Genomic DNA, 17,253 nt, shown 5'->3' with positions numbered 1-17,253 from the left:
TTATCACCTCAGTAGTAGTATGTATTACTATTGAATTATATATTTTCTTTTAATATAAATTTTCTTATAACTTTTGATACACCTTCTTGGTTGTTAGTAGAAGTTATATAATCAGCCTTATCTTTTATAAATTGAGGTGCATTTCCCATTGCTACACCTAATCCAGCATATTCTATCATTGTTAAATCATTTTCATTATCGCCAATCGCTATTATTTCTTCTTTTTTTATACCTAACTTCTCTCCTAAAATTTCTACACCTTTTCCTTTACAAACACCTTCAGCATTTATTTCTATATTAAGCATATTAGAACTTGATACTTCTATACCTTTAATTTGCTTTAACTCTTCTCTTACCTTTTTAACAACCTCTTTGCTAGTATGTATACTTATACACTTTAAAATTTCAGATTGATTATCAAGCAATACCTTATCCCATTCATTATCTTTTACAGAATATAATTTAACTTTATAATCTGATGGTATTCCTCTTGTTATAAATAGATATATAAATAATTTCTCTAAAATTCCACCACAAAAAATAGAATTATGAGTGTGGAAATTAGGTTTCATTTTATACTTTTTTAGAACCTCTAAGACTTTCTTACAAGTTTCATACCCTATTACACCTTTATAAATCTCTTTATCATTGACATCTTTTATAATAGCTCCATTAGCTGCTATTACAGGAGAATTCAATCCAATGTATTTAGAATAAAAAGCTGCATTATTATATATTCTTCCTGTAGAAATAGCTATTTTCACACCTTTATTTCTTGCTTCTAGCAACACCTTTTTAGTTTCTTCTGTCACCTTTTTATTACTATTTAACAGCGTTCCATCCATGTCTATACATACAAGTTTATAATCCAATATTTAATCCTCCCTTAATTACTCCATATTTTTTTACATCATTATTAAAATTATAATAATTAATTCATATGTTATCCACTTAATTTATTATAAAATTAATATTTTTTATATTTTTAATGTGCAAATTTATTATACGCATTTAGAAAACAAAAAAATCATCAGCTCTAAACCGATGATTTTTTTTTGTTTTCTATTGTTACGTATTAGAATTTTGTTCACTTGTAGTTTGAGTTGCTGGAGTTTCAGTTGAAGGCACTTTATTTTGTACTGCCTTTTTAGTACCCTTTATAACTACTCCATCAACCTTAGTATATTTGTCAGTTGAAACAGTTTCTCTATTTACTTCTTTTCCATTTTCATAAGTTATTAAGTAACTTTTTGCTCTATAACCTACTACTGGACTCTTCTCCCATTGAGTAGTTCCTTCGTTTAAAGTTGCATCCTCTTTTGTTGTGATAGTAGGTTGTAAAGTTTCTGTAGTCTCGGCAATTAATTTATATGTCTTTCCAGCCATACCTTCTTTACTTCCATATATATTAAATATCACATTTCTGTTAGATGTATATGATTCAATATATACAGGAAAATCATATGAATTTTTAAATTTATAATCTAAAAGTCCCCAAGCTACAGTTGCATCAAGACCTGGAAGTGAATAACCTGGAAGCATAGAGTGATTATATCTCTCTGTGGATTTTAAATTCGCCTCCATAGCAGCTCTATATAAGGTTGTAGATACTTGACATATCCCACCACCTACATCTTGTTCAACTCTATCGCCTACAAAAACAGCTGCATTTTTAAATCCTCTAGCAGCACTTCTTTCTCCTACAACCTCATTGTAACTAAATACTTCTCCTGGCATTAAAAGCTTGCCATTACAAAACTTTGTTGCTAATTCAACATTAGAAGCTCTTTCTGAAGTTGAACTGGAAAAATTTGTCTGTGCAGTTGAAATCTTAGAGTTTATTTTCGATAACTCATCTTTAGTAATAGCAGGTTTATCTATCTCTGTAGCAACTACTATTTCTATATCTTTATCTATACTTCCATCTATAACATCTTTTAACTTATTATTAAGTTCATCTTCATTTACTTTTGTGCCATCAACTTCTGGAGTAATTGATATTTTCCCATTACTTATAGATATTGATGCATTTTTTGATCCTGTTTTAACACTATCTTTTATTGAAGTTTTAAATGGTTCTAACTTGGTTTCATCATAATTAAATTCTAATGATAAGTCCTCATTGTGTTTGCCGTCAATCCAAGATTTTTTACTGAAAAAATTAGAACCTTTACCTATAGAAATAGCTTTATCTATTGTTTCTTCTATATTAAATTCAGGACTAATGTCTGAGTATCCTAAAGTAAAAATCTTATCATTAACTTTAACATTTATTTTCTTGGAGTTTATTTTTTCTTCAAAACTATTTTTAAGCATTTCTACTGCTTCTTCTTTAGTTTTTCCTGAAAGATCAACTCCATTAACTTTAATGTTAGGATAGATTTTATCTTCCCACTGTTTAACCCTGTTATTAGATGCTATAGCATATGCTGAAGTAGCAAAAACTCCTAACATAACTACAGTGGCTACTGTAAAAAGTATATTTCTTCTTGCCTTACTTTTAGAACTTTTCTTTTTCTTCTTTTCCTCCATTTAATCTCTCCTTTCTCCCTGTCAATACATTATACTACAAATTTATTTTTCATTAAACTAAAATAGTTTTACAAAAATCTTAATTTATTATTCCAATAACAAAACAAGGTTTACCTAATGGCAAACCTTGTTTCTTAAAAAAATAAATCTGAATCATTAAAATAAATTCTGTCTTCATCCAAAAGCTCTTTTCTTTGATTAGGGTTTATTGTAAATCTTGCCCTTCTCTTAGATATTTCTCTATCTGTATCGAAAGCATGTATTGATATTTCTATAGGCTCACTTTGAGATATTTTTAAATTTCTTCTTGGAATAACCAATCTTGTAGTATTTTTATCCACTGTAGTATAGTATTCTCCATTAATAAAAATATTATATCCAGCTAAATCAGGTTCCCTGTTTTTAGTCCAAGTAACATATATATTGTTTCTATCCATGCTTGCAAACAAACCTTGTACTACAGCTGGTTGCATTAAGTATGCTATATTATCAGGTCCCCAGTTTAAATCACTAGGAGGATTAGCCCCTCTTACAGTTCCAGTTTCTGTCCACTGCCATATTCTCCATCTCTTCCATCCACCAGCATCTGTTGGATAAGGAGGATTTCCAGGGATTTCTTTATACATAGCTATCCATAGCGGCATATCACTCAATGGATATCTTCCATTAACTTTAAAGTCATCATGAATATTTATAAAAAATAACCCTGTGTAAAACATAAGTCTTCGATTAGTTTTGCTTTCAAATCTCTTTCTAAATCTGTCTATCCAATTTACAATTGCTGCAGTGGTCATTGAATCATCTTGTGGCGTTTCTACATCTAAAACTGGAAATAAATCACCATAATCCTTATTTCCAAATCCTTGTTGAAGAGTATTTATAAAGTCATCACATTGATTATCAGCAGTTGTCAAATCATAAGATGGTACTCCGTAATGATAAGCCCCTACTGGTATTCCAAACTCCCTTGCACCCTTTGCAAACTGTAAAAACTTTAAATCTACTCTAAATCTACCTGTAGCTGATCCCGACGACCTTAAGTACAAAAAATCAACTGTACTAGCCAGAACTTGAAAGTTTACACCTTGTGTATACTCATTAATATCAAGTCCAAAAAGACTACGAGGATTTCTATCCTGCATCTTTTGCCTCCACATTTATTACTTTATTACTATAATATAATCTGCATTGTAAAATAGTTACAGCTATTTCACATTTAATTTCACCACAAAAGTTATATTATTACCTACTGATTCTGCCCATATTTTTCCACTATGCATGGTAACTATATTCTTAGCTATAGCTAATCCTAAACCACTTCCGCCAGTATTAGAGTTTCTTGACTCGTCAGTCCTATAGAATCTATCAAATACATTTTTTAATTTATTTCTGTCCATATGGTCTCCCCTATTTTTAACAGAAATAAATACCTCTTTATTAACCATCCATAAAGAAATTTTTACTTCACTGTCTTTGTATGAATATTTTATGGCATTAGTTAATAAGTTTTCAAACACTCTTAACATCTTATCACTATCTAAAAGGACCATTGCTTTTTCTTGAGGATATGATTGGATAACTTTCAATTCTTTCTCTTCAAATAGGGGTAACATTTCATCAGTTAATTGTGATATAAACTCAACAATATTTACTTCCGTTAGATTAAGTTTAATTTCTTGGTTAGTAAGTTTAGTGAATTCAAATAAATCTTCTATTAGTATTTTTAGTCTTTCTGCCTTTGAAAATGCTATATTCAAGTACTCTTTTTTTTGCTCTTCACTATTATATTTCTCTTCCTTAACTAATCCTAAATATCCCATAATAGAAGTTAGTGGTGTTCTTAGGTCATGAGAAACATTAGTAATAAGCTCATTTTTTGTTTTTTCTACTAGTCTTTCTTTCTCTATTTTACTATTTATCTCGTCTGCCATATGGTTAATATTTAAAGCTAAATTTTTAAGCTCATCTTTTCCCTTTTCATTTATTCTATAATTCAAATCACCAGATGCTATAACTTTTAATCCCTTTGATATTTCTTCTATGTATTTCATTTTATTATTTGTAATTCTCATAAATGCGAACACAAATATTATTACTGATCCCATTAATGCTAAAAACGGATTAGTCTCTTCATAGCTTATTGGTGATTGTGTAATTTCAGCCTTAATTTGAAATATAATAAATAAATTTTCATTATTTGTCTTGGTAGGATAAATATAAGTTTTCTCTTTTTCGCTACTAACGCTATCTATAGAATTCGTAAATATACTTTCTAAATTTATGCTCTCATACACTATATCCTTAGTTTTGTAATAAATCTTCCCGTCTATGTTACATATGATCAAACTTGCATTGCTCATAGTATAATTATCAAGAAAATCATCAACTTTTTCCTTATTTTCAACATTAATATTATCCTTTTTTAGATCTGAAACTATTCGCTTATAATAATCTTCATCATATCTATAGTTATATTTTATTGTCTGATAAGATACATTTCTAGAAAGTTTTTTATTTAATATACCATAAGAAAAAAATGCTATCAAAAAACATATTCCGAATACAACAACCAACTCAAACCTTATGCTTTTCTCCATTTTGCTGTTAAAGATTCTATAAGCTATCTTTATTGGTTTCATTATTTTAAGATTTAATATCCAATTAAATAATCTCTTAATCTTATTTATCAATTTTATAACCTACTCCCCAAACAGTTTTTATATACTTTGGTTTTCTTGGATTTTCTTCAAGTTTCTCTCGTATTTTTCTTATATGGACCATTACAGTATTATCCGATTGTATGAATTGCTCATTCCAAACACTTTCATAAATATTTTCTATAGAAAATACCTTTCCTTTGTTCTTAGAAAGTAACGCAAGAATATCAAATTCTATTGGAGTAAATTTTATTTCCTCATTAGCTAAAAAAACTTGATGACTTTCCAGATTTATAACAACTTCATCAACTTCTAATATATTAGTTTTGTCAGCTTCAATTGACTGATTGGAATTATTACTTGATTGGTTTAATCTTTTAAATCTCCTTAATTGAGATTTCACTCTAGCAATTAACTCTAAAGGATTAAATGGTTTTGACACATAATCATCTGCACCTGTATTTAATCCTAATATCTTATCCATATCTTGTGTTTTTGCTGATAACATAATTATAGGAATGTTTCTTGTTTCTCTAACTTTCAAACACATCTCTATTCCATCTAATTTTGGCATCATTATATCTAAAATTATTAAATCCACCTTATTTTTTTCTAAAATCTCTAAAGCCTCTTCTCCATCTCCTGCTTTTATAGTTATATATCCTTCACCTTTTAAATATATCTCAACTAAATCTCTTATCTCTTTTTCATCATCTACGATAAGTACTACTTCTTTATCCATAAATTTCAAATCCTCTCCTTATATACCTTATGTGTATATTTTACTTCTGAAATCTTTATAAATATACAATAAATTCTTAAATTTTCCTAAAGAATAGGAAAAGGATAATAGATTTTACTCTGTTATCCTTAGAATTTAACTTATCCTCTTAATTTAATAGACTTTTCTATTATGATATCTAGTAACTCGCTGAAGTTTATATTAACCCCTGCTGCACTTTTTGGAATTAATGAATTTTTAGTCATTCCGGGTAATGTATTTACCTCTAAAATGTATGGTATACCATTTTTTATTATCATATCTACTCTAGAGTAAACAGCGCATTTTAGAGCTTTATAGGTTGCAAGAGCCATTTTTTCTACTTCTTTATGCAGTTCTTTCTCTAGCTCTATTACAAATTCATCTGCTCCACCATCTGTGTACTTAGATGTATAATCAAAAAATGCTGACTTAGGTTTAATAGCTATTATTGGTAGAAGTTTTCCATCAATAACTGGACAAGTTATTTCATCTCCATTAATGTACTCTTCTATCATTACCTCTTTGTCCCATTTAAGAGCTTCACTTACACAATTTTCAATCTCATCTTTTGAATTAACTACAAAAGTTGCTACAGATGATCCTCCACTATTAGGTTTTACAACTACAGGATAAGTGTACTCTTCTATTAACTTATAATCTATCTCATCAATTGACATTACAGTGTACCATCTTGCAGTTCTTATATCACACGCTTTAAGTACCTTCTTAGTCATATCCTTATCCATACAAACTGATGAGCTTAAAAGTCCACATCCTGAATAAGGGATTCCAAGAGTCTCAAGAACACCTTGTATTGTTCCATCTTCACCAAATTTTCCATGAAGTGCAAGTAAAGCAAAATCAATTCCTTTAACCTTATCTATAACATCTTCCTTACTGTCTAAGACAATTGGAACAACTTCATACTTACTTCTATCTAAATTTTCAACTACCGAATTACCACTTTTTAAAGAAATATCTCTTTCTGAAGATACTCCCCCCATTATAACTCCAACTTTCATATAATTTTCCCTCCGCATAATAACTGAAATCTTTGTTTATTATATCACTTTAATTATGCAATTTGAAGTTTATTAAAATCAATTTATATCATATATATCCGAAAACTCCATATTTATTTTTTCATACTTTTCTTCAATATTTTTTTTATGAAAATTTTCTTTTACATCTTTAACTCTTTTATCTGGTAATCTAACTATAAACTCGCTTCCTTTATTCAGTTCAGATTTAACATCTATTTTCCCACCTTGTAACTCAACCAAAAGCTTAACTAAATATAGCCCTATACCAGTCCCCTCATGGTCTCTTGCTAGGGATTTGTCTACTTGAAGAAATCTCTCAAAAATAACATCAACTTTTTCCTTAGGTATCCCTCTACCATTGTCTCTTACATGTATATAAATATATCCATCCTTTTTTTCTTTAATATTAATATATATATTCCCACCAAAATCTGTGAACTTAATGGCATTGGATAAAAGATTCAACATTATCCTCTCTATTTTATCTGGATCACAAGCAATCATTTTTTCTTCCGTGAACGTATCAAATGTTATACTTATTCCCTTATATGAAGCATGTTCTACAACTGCTAATGTAATATCTTCTAATATTTTTATTATTTCATAATTTCCTATATTAACATTGAAGTAACCAGAATCAATTTTTGTAATATCTATTAAATTATTTACTACTCTTAGTAATCTATAGCAATTTTGTTTCATCATTTTACTATACTTAATAAATTGAGTTTTGGAATAATCAAGGTTATTTTTATATATGTCCATGACCTGAATTGCAGAAAAAATCACATTAATTGGGGTTCTTAGCTCATGAGATATATTAGCAAAAAATTCAGTCTTAATTTTATCATATTGTTTTATTTCATCTAACAATCTCTTGCTTTTTTCTTTCTCCATTTCTAATTTTACTATCTTATTTCTTTCCGTTATATCTCTAGCTAAACATAAAATTCCGGAGATATTCCCATCATCTTCACAAATTGGAGAGTAGTTAATTTCAAAGTACACTTTTTCTCCATCTTTTATTGTACATATAGCTTGTCTTTGAGGAGATCTATTTTTCTTTATACTTTCCATTAAGTTCTCATTAATCATAAATTCTTTATCAAACACGTCACTTAGGGTATTCCCTAGTACATCTTTCTTTTCAGCCTCTAAAAACCTACAAGTTGCTAAATTTACATCTACAATCTCTAGTCCTTCAACTTTAACCATATATATTAAATCCGTACATAAATTAAAGATTTTAGAATATCTAGCTTCATTTATAAAACAATCCTGATCTTCCTTATTAAAACTATCACTTATTGTTATAACATCCTCTTTAAAAACAGCCACATATCTATCTTCTCTCTCTATTTTATATATTATCCCACTATAGCCCCTTGAATTCTCTTCATGTTTTTTTTTAATTAAAACCGTCCCTTTCCATATATGATAAAGCTCTAAATCATTTTTAATTTTTTTTATTATCTCAAAATTCAAAAACTCAAAATCGCTCTTTTTAAATACATCCCTAATATGCCCTTTACAAGTATTATCTAGTACATTAATACCTTTGTCATTGGCATATGTTATATAAAAATTATTATCCAATTCAATAACTATTGAATCATTAAATTCATTTATATTGTAAACACTTTTATATATTTTTCTCACTTTATACGATTGAAATAATCTTTTTAATAATGTAATCATACTCAGTTCCTTCCCATATACAAACTTGACTTTAAATATTTAGGCTTTTTTCCTTATAGTCTATATTATAGTATTTTATTACATTATTTCCTATATTTTTTGTATGCATTAATCTTTTATTTTATTACAAAATAAAGTCTTTTTAATCGTTTTTCTTCATAAATAATCACAATTATGTATATTATGACAAATAATTGTAATTTTATTGAAAATTCACTGAGTAAATATAAAAAGGTTGTGCCTATAACACAACCTTTTTATTATCTTTATAATAATTACACTTATCATTAATAACACACTCAGAACAATTAGGTTTTCTAGCATAACAACAACGTCTTCCATGGAAAATCAAAAGATGGTGGGCTAAACTCCATTCTTTTTTAGGTAACTCCTTCATTAACTGATTTTCAGTTTCTTGAACATCTTTTGCTTTAGCTAGACCTATTCTATTTGATACCCTAAACACATGTGTATCTACAGCTATAGCTGGAACACCAAAAGCATTAGACAAAACTACATTTGCAGTCTTTCTCCCTGCACCAGCTAAAGAAACTATTTGCTCCATAGTTTTAGGTACTTCTCCATTAAAGGTTTCTTTTAACTGCCTACACATTATGTATATATTTTTAGCTTTATTTCTATACAAACCTATCTTTTTTATTCTTTCTTCTATTTCTTCTTGCGTTAAATTAAGAAAGCTATCTAAGTCCGGATACTCTTCAAACATACTCTCTGTTACTTCATTCACTTTTTTATCGGTAGTTTGAGCTGATAGTATAGTTGCTACTAAAAGTTGGAATGGTGACTTATGATTTAATTCACATGAAGCATCTGGATATTCTTCTTTTAATTTCTCTAATATTTCTCTTGTTTTCTTTTTCATTATATCGCCTCTTTTTTATGAATAAAATCCTCTATATTCTTTAGGTAGCTGCTTAGCTATGCTTGTCATTATAGAGTTTAGTATTCTATTTTCATATTGGTGTTTATCTTCATTTTTCTCTTTCTCTGGAATAGTTATAGTTTCTCCAATTTTTATATTCACATCAGCATGATTCCATTTTTCTTTAGCCATATCCCCATCTTTATTAATAGGCAAAAGTTTTTCACTTCCCCAAATTCCAATAGGAACTATTGGTGCTTTAGTTAGTTTTGCTATTAAAATTATACCTTTTTTCGCCTCTATCATTGATCCAGTTCTGCTTCTAGTTCCTTCTGGAAATATAAAGATATTATCCCCTTCCTTAACAACTTTAATTATATTAGTTAAAGCTTCCTTATCTGCAGAATTGGGCTTTATGTTTATAGTTTTTACTATTTTAGTCCCTAAACTTGTTACTGGATCATTTGACAGTTTTACCCCAGCAATAAAATACGGATCATATCTATCTTTAAGTATTTTACTTAAAATTAGTCCATCTGAGTTACTTAGATGATTGCAAACAAATATTTTTGAACCACTAACTTTATCAATATTCTCCTGTCCCATTATGTGTATATTAGCGTACTTTTTTATATATCCATAAGCAATTCTTTTTGCTAAAGCTATAAATAACCCTTCTGGAAGAATTCTTAATATTTTTGCAAATCTGGTCGATATCATTTTCTATTCTCCTTACTATTTCAACTTAAAAACTGCAAACTCTTACATTTTATTATAACATTATATACTTAATACTTTAATATAAAAAAAAGAGAATGCCAATAATCAATAGCATTCTCTTGCTTCTACATATTTAATTTAATCTATTTTTTATTCGTAAAGACCCATAGAAATATATTTTTCTCCTCCATCTGGAGCAACTGTTAATACTTTTTTACCTTTGCCAAGTTTTTTAGCAACTTGTAAAGCTACATATAAGGCTCCACCAGCAGAAATTCCAATTAACACGCCTTCTTTTTCAGCAAATTCTTTTGCAGTTTTAAATGAGTCTTCTTCTGTTACTGAAATTATTTCATCCACAACTGAGCTATCATATATATCTGGAATAAATCCGGCTCCAATTCCTTGGATTTTGTGTGGTCCTGGATTTCCACCTGCTAAAACTGGAGATTTCGCTGGTTCAACTGCTATTATTTGAACGTCAGATTTTTTACTTTTAATATTTTTACCTACTCCAGTAATTGTTCCACCAGTTCCTACTCCTGAAACAAATGCATTTATTTCAGGTAGATCTTTCAATATTTCTTCAGCTGTTGTTGCATAGTGTTTTTCTGGGTTTGCTAAATTTAAGAATTGTTGTGGCATAAAATAGCCAAACTCTTCAACTAATTCAGTAGCTTTTGCTATAGCACCTTTCATACCTTTAGCGCCTTCTGTTAATATTAAATCAGCACCATAAGCTTTTAAAAGATCTCTTCTTTCTTTACTCATTGTTTCTGGCATAGTAATAACTACTTTATATCCTTTTAATTTTCCTATTAGAGCTAAGGCTATTCCTGTATTACCAGAGGTTGGTTCAACCAAAGTATCACCAGCTTTTATTAATCCTAGTTCTTCTGCTTTTTCAATCATTCCTAAAGCAGCTCTGTCCTTAACACTTCCCCCTAAGTTAAATTTCTCTAATTTAACATAAACCTCTGCTGAATTTTCATCAACTAAACTATTTACTTTTAGTATAGGTGTATTTCCTACTAATTCTAATGCACTGTTATAAATCATAATTTTCCCTCCATATTAATATATATTTATATCTTTTTATTTTACTACTAATAAAAAAAATCTCAATCTCAATTATAAAATAAAGAGACGAGATATCCCGCGGTTCCACTCTAATTAGACAATAATGCCTCAGCTTTTAAACACTCTCGTGTTTTGTCATTATAACGGCTGACTCCCGGATAACCCTACTATAAATTTCAGGTATCAGCTCAAAAGTGCACTTCTCAAAAACTTTAGTAAAGACTTTCCACCACCGTCTTCTCTCTTAAACTAACTGTTTATGATACTCTACTTTATCATCGCTAAAATTCCCACTAATCTGATATGGTTTGTATAATATAATTATATTCTATTAAAATTAAAAGTCAATATGTTTTTATAAAAACTATTCTAATATTTATAAAACTTAAAAGACTATGAAGTTATTAATTTCATAGTCTTTTAATATATTAAACATTTTTCTTTGATTTTTTTCTCCATGCTGGAAGTAATATTTCATCTACAACATCGTGAGTTAATACGACTCCTAACAACCTATTTTCTTCGTCCAAAACTGGAATAGATAAAAGATCGTATTTAGTTACCTTATCCACAAGTTCAGATAAAGATTCCTTATAATTTGCAGTTTGAATTTTATCATTCATTATATCTTTTAATTTAACATCAGAATCATTCATAACTAAATCTTTTAAAGAAACACTCCCCAAAAGCCTTTCTTCGCTATCTATAATGTAAACTGAATACATAACCTCTTCATCCGGTTCTGTTTCTTTAAATATTTCAATAGTCTCTTTTACAGATATATCTATATTTAATGCAATAAAGTCCTTATTCATTATACTACCTGCTGTTTCATCTTCATAAGATAGTAACTCTTTAACCTCATCTGCATCTTCTTTTTCTAGGTTGAATAGGATTTTTTCTCTAGATTCATCATCTAACTCGTCTAAAATATCTGCTATTTCATCGTTAGGTAGATTCTCTAAGATCTCAGCTTGTTTTAACTCTGAGAGTTCTTTAATTGCTGTACCTTTATATTCTGGTTCCATTTCTTCCAATGTATCCGCTACTAAATCCTCATCTAACGTTTCAAATATCTTTCTTCTATTCTTAGAGTCCAATGTCTCTAAGATATCTGCTAAATCTGCTGGATGTAGAGTAGACAGTTTTTTATATGGTACAGAAATTTGTAAAGAATCCTTAATTAATTCTAGAGACTCAACATCATCCCACATGATGACTTGATCTTCCATTTCTTTCTTCATAAACTTTGTAATAATCCTTGCTACTGATTCTAATCCTTTTCTTCTATATAAGGCTGAAGAACCAGTTTCAACAGCTATTACTCTATACTCTCCAGCTATCTCTGCAATTCTTAAGTCATTAACCCTAACTACCTTTTTACCATTAACATCCACTATGCTTTTATCTAGCAAGTTTTGTGATAATAAAAAGCTATAACTTCTAGGAAGTATTTCCTTACTTCCTTTAGTTTTTATTAAAACCTTGTTAGAGTCATTTAGATAAAATTCTATTGTTCTGAATTCATATTCATACATAACACTGCCTCTTTTAACCCTATAACCAATTGCTCTTGGATATCCCTCTTCAGCAGTTACATAAACATCTTTTAGTACACCTAAAACATCTCCAAATTCATCATAAACCTTTCTATCTATTATGGAACTATAAAGAAATACGTTTAGTTTTATCATATCCATTCCTCCTTATTTAGTTTTTCCTTTTTGAAGGAATGGATTCAGTTAAAGAAAATTTAAGAGAACCATCCCTTCAAGTTTTTGTAAAATTATCAAATTATTATACGTATCACCTTGAGGTCCAGCCTCCATCTTTTCTTTCACCACCTTAAAATTTAAAAAATAAAAAGAGCCTAAAAGGCTCTAAAATTCAATTAAAGATATTAACTTTAATTCTGAGTTTTAGCACTACAAAGCTTAAGAGTTAATTCTCTAGCTACATTAGGTAATACCTTCTTTCGATAATACCTCCTGACCCGTTGGCATCTCTCGATGTTTCTGGGCAGTAGCGTGTGTCTATGTAGGAGCCTCACAAAAATATAATATTTAATTCCCTACTTTATTATATTCTTTTCTTCTAAAAAAGCAACTAAAAACTTTTCATTTCGTTGCTTTAAAGTTGATAATCTTTAACTTCTTGTGTTATTATATATTAATTATAAAACTTAAAACGAAAGGTAGTTTAATTAATGAATTTACATAAGAAATTTTTACCTGTTTCTACGGAAGATTTAAAGAAAAATAATATAAAACAATTAGATTTTATTATAGTTACTGGAGATGCCTATGTTGATCACCCTTCTTTTGGTACTGCTATTATCGGAAGAACCCTCGAATCCCAAGGTTACTCTGTAGGGATAATCCCTCAACCTAAATGGAATAATGCTGATGATTTTAAAAAATTAGGTAGACCTAAATATGGTTTCTTAGTTAATTCAGGTAATATAGATTCTATGGTTAATCATTATACTGCTGCCAAAAGAAAAAGAAGTGATGATTTTTATTCCCCTGGTGGTAAATCTGGATATAGACCTGATAGAGCTGTAATTGTTTATTGTAATAGAATTAGAGAGGCTTTTAAGGATATACCAATTGTAATAGGTGGTATTGAGGCTTCACTTAGAAGATTTGCTCATTATGACTATTGGGACAATAAGGTTAGAAGAAGCATATTGTTAGATTCTAAGGCTAATCTTCTTATATACGGAATGGGAGAAAAAACTATAATTCAAATAGCAGATCTACTTAGCTATGGAATGGATATCTCTAAAATAAATGATGTTAAAGGAACCTGCTATTTAACTAAGGATATTTCTAACTTAAGAAATTATGTTGAAACACCTTCTTTTGAAGACTGTGCTAGTAATAAGTCTGCTTATGGGGAAAGTTACAAACTTGAATCTCTAGAACAAGATCCAATTAGAGGGAAAACTATAGTTCAACCTCACGGGGATAGATATTTAGTTCAAAATCCTCCTCAGCTTCCTTTAACTCAAGAAGAGATGGATTTAACATATAATCTTCCTTTTACAAGAATACCACATCCAATGTATGACTCTTTAGGCGGTATTCCTGCTATAACTGAGGTTAAGTTCTCTATAACTTCTCATAGAGGATGTTATGGTTCTTGCTCCTTTTGCGCCTTAACTTTCCACCAAGGAAGAATCATTCAAAACAGAAGTGGAGACTCTATTGTAGATGAAGCGAAACTTCTTACTACTTTAGATGACTTCAAAGGATATATCCATGATATTGGAGGACCTACTGCTAATTTTAGACATAAGTCCTGTAAACTTCAAGAAGAACATGGAACATGTAAAAACAAACAATGTATGTTCCCAAAACCATGTAAGAATTTAATTGTTGATCATAAAGAATACTTAGGAGTCCTAAGAAAAGTTAGAAATTTACCTGGAATGAAAAAGGTATTTATTCGTTCAGGAATAAGATATGATTATTTAATAGAAGACAAAAATGGTGAGTTTTTTAAAGAATTGTGTGAACATCATATAAGTGGTCAGCTAAAAGTTGCTCCTGAACACGTATCTCCAAGAGTATTAACTCAAATGGGAAAACCAGGCAGAGATGTTTATGACAAGTTCGTTAATAAATATTTTAGTATAAATAAAGCTATTGGTAAAAAGCAATTTTTAGTTCCTTATTTAATGAGCTCTCATCCTGGTTCTGACTTAAATGCAGCTATAGAATTAGCTCTTTATGTAAAAGAAATGGGATATAACCCTGAACAAATTCAAGATTTCTACCCAACTCCTGGCTCACTTTCTACAACAATATACTATACAGGGGTAAATCCATTAACTGGTGAGAAAGTTTATACACCTAAAACTCAAGAAGAAAAAGATATGCAAAGAGCTCTTATTCAATATAGGGTTCCTAAAAATTATAAATTAGTAAAAAATGCTTTAATCAAAGCTGGAAGAGAAGATTTAATAGGAAATGGTCCAAAGTATCTAATTCCACCAGTTCCACCTAAAAACCCTATAAAAAAGAAATCTATAAAAAGATAACTAAAAAACAGTATGATCTTATTTTATATACTTAAATCATACTGTTTTTTTCTAATTAATTTTTCGACTTCTATACATTGCATAAAGAAATAAAATAACTATCATCAGTTCTGATATTAATGGATAAGGAAATATACTTATTTCTGCCATATATGCAACATTTTCTACAATCATTATTAGAGTAGAAAATAGTAATAAAATAAACGGCACCTTTAATGTATATCTATACCCCATATAAATTATCATAACTACTGATAACATAACTAATATTGCTATAAAAACTATCCTATATAAGAAATCATTAGCTAATATTATCTTATATCCATATATTTTATCTACTTTTACAATAGATTTTATAAATACCATGGCTATAACAAAACTTATGCTCATTAAAAACATATAAAGATATGCCCACTTAAACTCTAATCCTTCTTTTCTTAGAAAAATATAAAGACTTATCAGAATTAAAAATATATCCACCAAATTACTTACAAAAACTAATGGTTTTAAATAATTTATATACCCTTGAGTTATAGCCAAAGACATATAAAATTGGACTCCAAATGAAACCATACCTAAAACACTAGCTATTAAAACATAATTCTTGAGTTTTTTAGGACAATATTTCTTTAAAGACGTTAATATGCCACAAAATGAAAAAATTATAAGTAACAATATGAAATAGTGTAAGAACTCTCTTCTCATAAACACCCCTAACACTTATTAATGCTACTTATAATTATTAAATTAATTTCTATTTTATGCCTAAAACTTTTATTCCTTCATTAATACATCTTATCCTTAAAGGAAAATCAGGACCTTTTTCACCATCTATATCAGTAACTATATCTTCGTCAGAATAAACCATTAAATCATTTGTCTTAAAATAAAGTACATTGTTGTTATCTAAATGTTCTCCTTTTAACACGTTTATAAAAAGTGGTATTAACTCTTTTATAGGTGTGGCTTTAAACATGATAACATCTAAAAATCCATCCATAACATCTGCCCTAGTAGCAAGCTTGAAATTACCAGCAGTTTGTCCATTAAATACCAATAATAAATACATATGCCCATCATATTCAGCTTCTTTTGATTTCAAATTCACTTTAAGTTTTCTGAAATTAGGCAATTGCTCTAGCCCCTTTAAATAGTAAGCTAACTTACCTATAGTATTTTTTAGATTTACATCCGTTTTCTGAGAAACATCTGTAAATAATCCAGTACTTGCTACATTGACAAAATACTTATCATTTATTTGACCAATATCTACACCTTTAGGTTCAGATGACAATATTTGCCTTACACAAGTGCTTACATCATGAGGCATTCCTAAAAATTTTGCAAAGTCATTTGCAGTTCCTACTGGTAATACTCCAATAGGAATATTTATATTTCTATTTTTCATTGCATTAACTAGAGAATCGACAGTTCCGTCTCCACCAGCTACCAATATATAGTAATAGGAATCATCTATTTCATCTAAAGCTTCTTCTATAGTTACTCCTTTTTCTATTCTAAATGGCAAAACTTGATATCCAAATTCTTGATGAATTGAAATTACTTTGTCTAATTCTGAAAGAATAATATTTTCTCCTGAAAAGGGATTATAAATAAATTTTACCTTTTTCATGAAGTTCCCTCCTCTTATATTTCCAATAGAATCAAAAGAATTATAACACTATTACCAAATGTTGTCGAGTATACTGGTTCTAAAATCCAAATATTAGATATTTTGTATGTTTTAAATTTATAATTCTTTTTATTTTATCCATTTATTTATATTGTATTACAAAGTGTTAATATATTCACTTTCAAATTATGTAAATAAC

At 28.9% G+C, this 17,253-nt stretch carries 14 protein-coding genes, 1 riboswitch and 1 other annotated feature; of the genes, 1 reads left to right on the top strand and 13 read right to left on the bottom strand.

Annotated elements, in window-relative coordinates:
• Positions 1-35: 35 nt before the first annotated feature.
• From BUA92_RS15090 to BUA92_RS15040, 11 genes are all read right to left on the bottom strand, one after another.
• Positions 36-872, bottom strand: a complete 837-nt coding sequence (locus BUA92_RS15090) for a Cof-type HAD-IIB family hydrolase (RefSeq protein ID WP_073020827.1) — start codon at positions 870-872, stop codon at positions 36-38.
• Between the two features lie 196 nt (positions 873-1,068).
• A complete protein-coding gene (locus BUA92_RS15085) occupies positions 1,069-2,532 on the bottom strand; it encodes a VanW family protein (protein ID WP_073020825.1) in 1,464 nt (487 codons plus the stop codon).
• A 134-nt stretch (positions 2,533-2,666) separates the two neighbouring features.
• A complete protein-coding gene (locus tag BUA92_RS15080; protein WP_073020823.1) occupies positions 2,667-3,674 on the bottom strand; it encodes a glycoside hydrolase family 25 protein in 1,008 nt (335 codons plus the stop codon).
• A 63-nt stretch (positions 3,675-3,737) separates the two neighbouring features.
• Positions 3,738-5,222, bottom strand: a complete 1,485-nt coding sequence (locus tag BUA92_RS15075) for a sensor histidine kinase (RefSeq protein WP_073020820.1) — start codon at positions 5,220-5,222, stop codon at positions 3,738-3,740.
• Positions 5,212-5,931: a response regulator transcription factor gene (locus tag BUA92_RS15070; protein WP_073020818.1), complete on the bottom strand. Its 720-nt coding sequence runs from the start codon at positions 5,929-5,931 to the stop codon at positions 5,212-5,214. Before BUA92_RS15070 ends, BUA92_RS15075 begins: the two co-directional genes overlap by 11 nt.
• A gap of 140 nt (positions 5,932-6,071) precedes the next feature.
• The gene (locus tag BUA92_RS15065) at positions 6,072-6,974 is read right to left on the bottom strand and encodes a D-alanine--D-alanine ligase (RefSeq protein WP_073020816.1); all 903 of its coding nucleotides are present in this window, start codon (positions 6,972-6,974) and stop codon (positions 6,072-6,074) included.
• A gap of 78 nt (positions 6,975-7,052) precedes the next feature.
• Entirely contained in the window at positions 7,053-8,693 is a 1,641-nt protein-coding gene (locus tag BUA92_RS15060) for a sensor histidine kinase (protein WP_073020814.1), read from the bottom strand.
• A gap of 241 nt (positions 8,694-8,934) precedes the next feature.
• A complete protein-coding gene (nth, locus tag BUA92_RS15055; protein ID WP_073020812.1) occupies positions 8,935-9,576 on the bottom strand; it encodes an endonuclease III in 642 nt (213 codons plus the stop codon).
• A gap of 15 nt (positions 9,577-9,591) precedes the next feature.
• A complete protein-coding gene (locus tag BUA92_RS15050) occupies positions 9,592-10,296 on the bottom strand; it encodes a lysophospholipid acyltransferase family protein (RefSeq protein WP_073020810.1) in 705 nt (234 codons plus the stop codon).
• A 150-nt stretch (positions 10,297-10,446) separates the two neighbouring features.
• Positions 10,447-11,355 (bottom strand): cysteine synthase A, encoded by a 909-nt coding sequence (gene cysK, locus BUA92_RS15045; protein WP_073020808.1) that lies wholly within the window; start codon positions 11,353-11,355, stop codon positions 10,447-10,449.
• An 80-nt stretch (positions 11,356-11,435) separates the two neighbouring features.
• Positions 11,436-11,664, bottom strand: a binding site (T-box leader).
• 140 nt (positions 11,665-11,804) lie between these two features.
• Complete coding sequence (locus BUA92_RS15040) at positions 11,805-13,070, bottom strand: magnesium transporter (protein ID WP_073020807.1); 1,266 nt, start codon at positions 13,068-13,070, stop codon at positions 11,805-11,807.
• Between the two features lie 205 nt (positions 13,071-13,275).
• Positions 13,276-13,441, bottom strand: a riboswitch (M-box (ykoK) riboswitch).
• 141 nt (positions 13,442-13,582) lie between these two features.
• Between BUA92_RS15040 and BUA92_RS15035 the strand changes: the two genes are divergently transcribed.
• Positions 13,583-15,421 carry a YgiQ family radical SAM protein gene (locus BUA92_RS15035; RefSeq protein ID WP_073020806.1) on the top strand — a complete coding sequence of 613 codons (1,839 nt, stop codon included), beginning with the start codon at positions 13,583-13,585 and terminating at the stop codon, positions 15,419-15,421.
• Positions 15,422-15,472: 51 nt separating this feature from the next.
• Here the strand turns inward: BUA92_RS15035 and BUA92_RS15030 are convergent, their stop codons facing one another.
• Together BUA92_RS15030 and BUA92_RS15025 are read right to left on the bottom strand one after the other, a co-directional pair.
• Entirely contained in the window at positions 15,473-16,096 is a 624-nt protein-coding gene (locus BUA92_RS15030; RefSeq protein WP_139259352.1) for a hypothetical protein, read from the bottom strand.
• 79 nt (positions 16,097-16,175) lie between these two features.
• Positions 16,176-17,054, bottom strand: coding sequence for a YegS/Rv2252/BmrU family lipid kinase (locus BUA92_RS15025; protein ID WP_073020804.1), 879 nt, complete (start codon positions 17,052-17,054; stop codon positions 16,176-16,178).
• Positions 17,055-17,253: the final 199 nt, after the last annotated feature.

It is taken from the genome of Clostridium intestinale DSM 6191 (assembly GCF_900130055.1).
Taxonomy (GTDB): domain Bacteria; phylum Bacillota; class Clostridia; order Clostridiales; family Clostridiaceae; genus Clostridium_T; species Clostridium_T intestinale.
This window is presented reverse-complemented; position numbering and strand designations above follow the sequence as displayed.

What these genes read in the sequence shown, in the direction of transcription:
- BUA92_RS15025 (WP_073020804.1), bottom strand. Translation starts at nt 17,054, where the DNA reads ATGAAAAAGGTAAAATTTATTTATAATCCCTTTTCAGGAGAAAATATT.
- BUA92_RS15040 (WP_073020807.1), bottom strand. Translation starts at nt 13,070, where the DNA reads ATGATAAAACTAAACGTATTTCTTTATAGTTCCATAATAGATAGAAAG.
- BUA92_RS15035 (WP_073020806.1), top strand. Translation starts at nt 13,583, where the DNA reads ATGAATTTACATAAGAAATTTTTACCTGTTTCTACGGAAGATTTAAAG.
- BUA92_RS15070 (WP_073020818.1), bottom strand. Translation starts at nt 5,931, where the DNA reads ATGGATAAAGAAGTAGTACTTATCGTAGATGATGAAAAAGAGATAAGA.
- nth (WP_073020812.1), bottom strand. Translation starts at nt 9,576, where the DNA reads ATGAAAAAGAAAACAAGAGAAATATTAGAGAAATTAAAAGAAGAATAT.
- cysK (WP_073020808.1), bottom strand. Translation starts at nt 11,355, where the DNA reads ATGATTTATAACAGTGCATTAGAATTAGTAGGAAATACACCTATACTA.
- BUA92_RS15080 (WP_073020823.1), bottom strand. Translation starts at nt 3,674, where the DNA reads ATGCAGGATAGAAATCCTCGTAGTCTTTTTGGACTTGATATTAATGAG.
- BUA92_RS15050 (WP_073020810.1), bottom strand. Translation starts at nt 10,296, where the DNA reads ATGATATCGACCAGATTTGCAAAAATATTAAGAATTCTTCCAGAAGGG.
- BUA92_RS15085 (WP_073020825.1), bottom strand. Translation starts at nt 2,532, where the DNA reads ATGGAGGAAAAGAAGAAAAAGAAAAGTTCTAAAAGTAAGGCAAGAAGA.
- BUA92_RS15065 (WP_073020816.1), bottom strand. Translation starts at nt 6,974, where the DNA reads ATGAAAGTTGGAGTTATAATGGGGGGAGTATCTTCAGAAAGAGATATT.
- BUA92_RS15060 (WP_073020814.1), bottom strand. Translation starts at nt 8,693, where the DNA reads ATGATTACATTATTAAAAAGATTATTTCAATCGTATAAAGTGAGAAAA.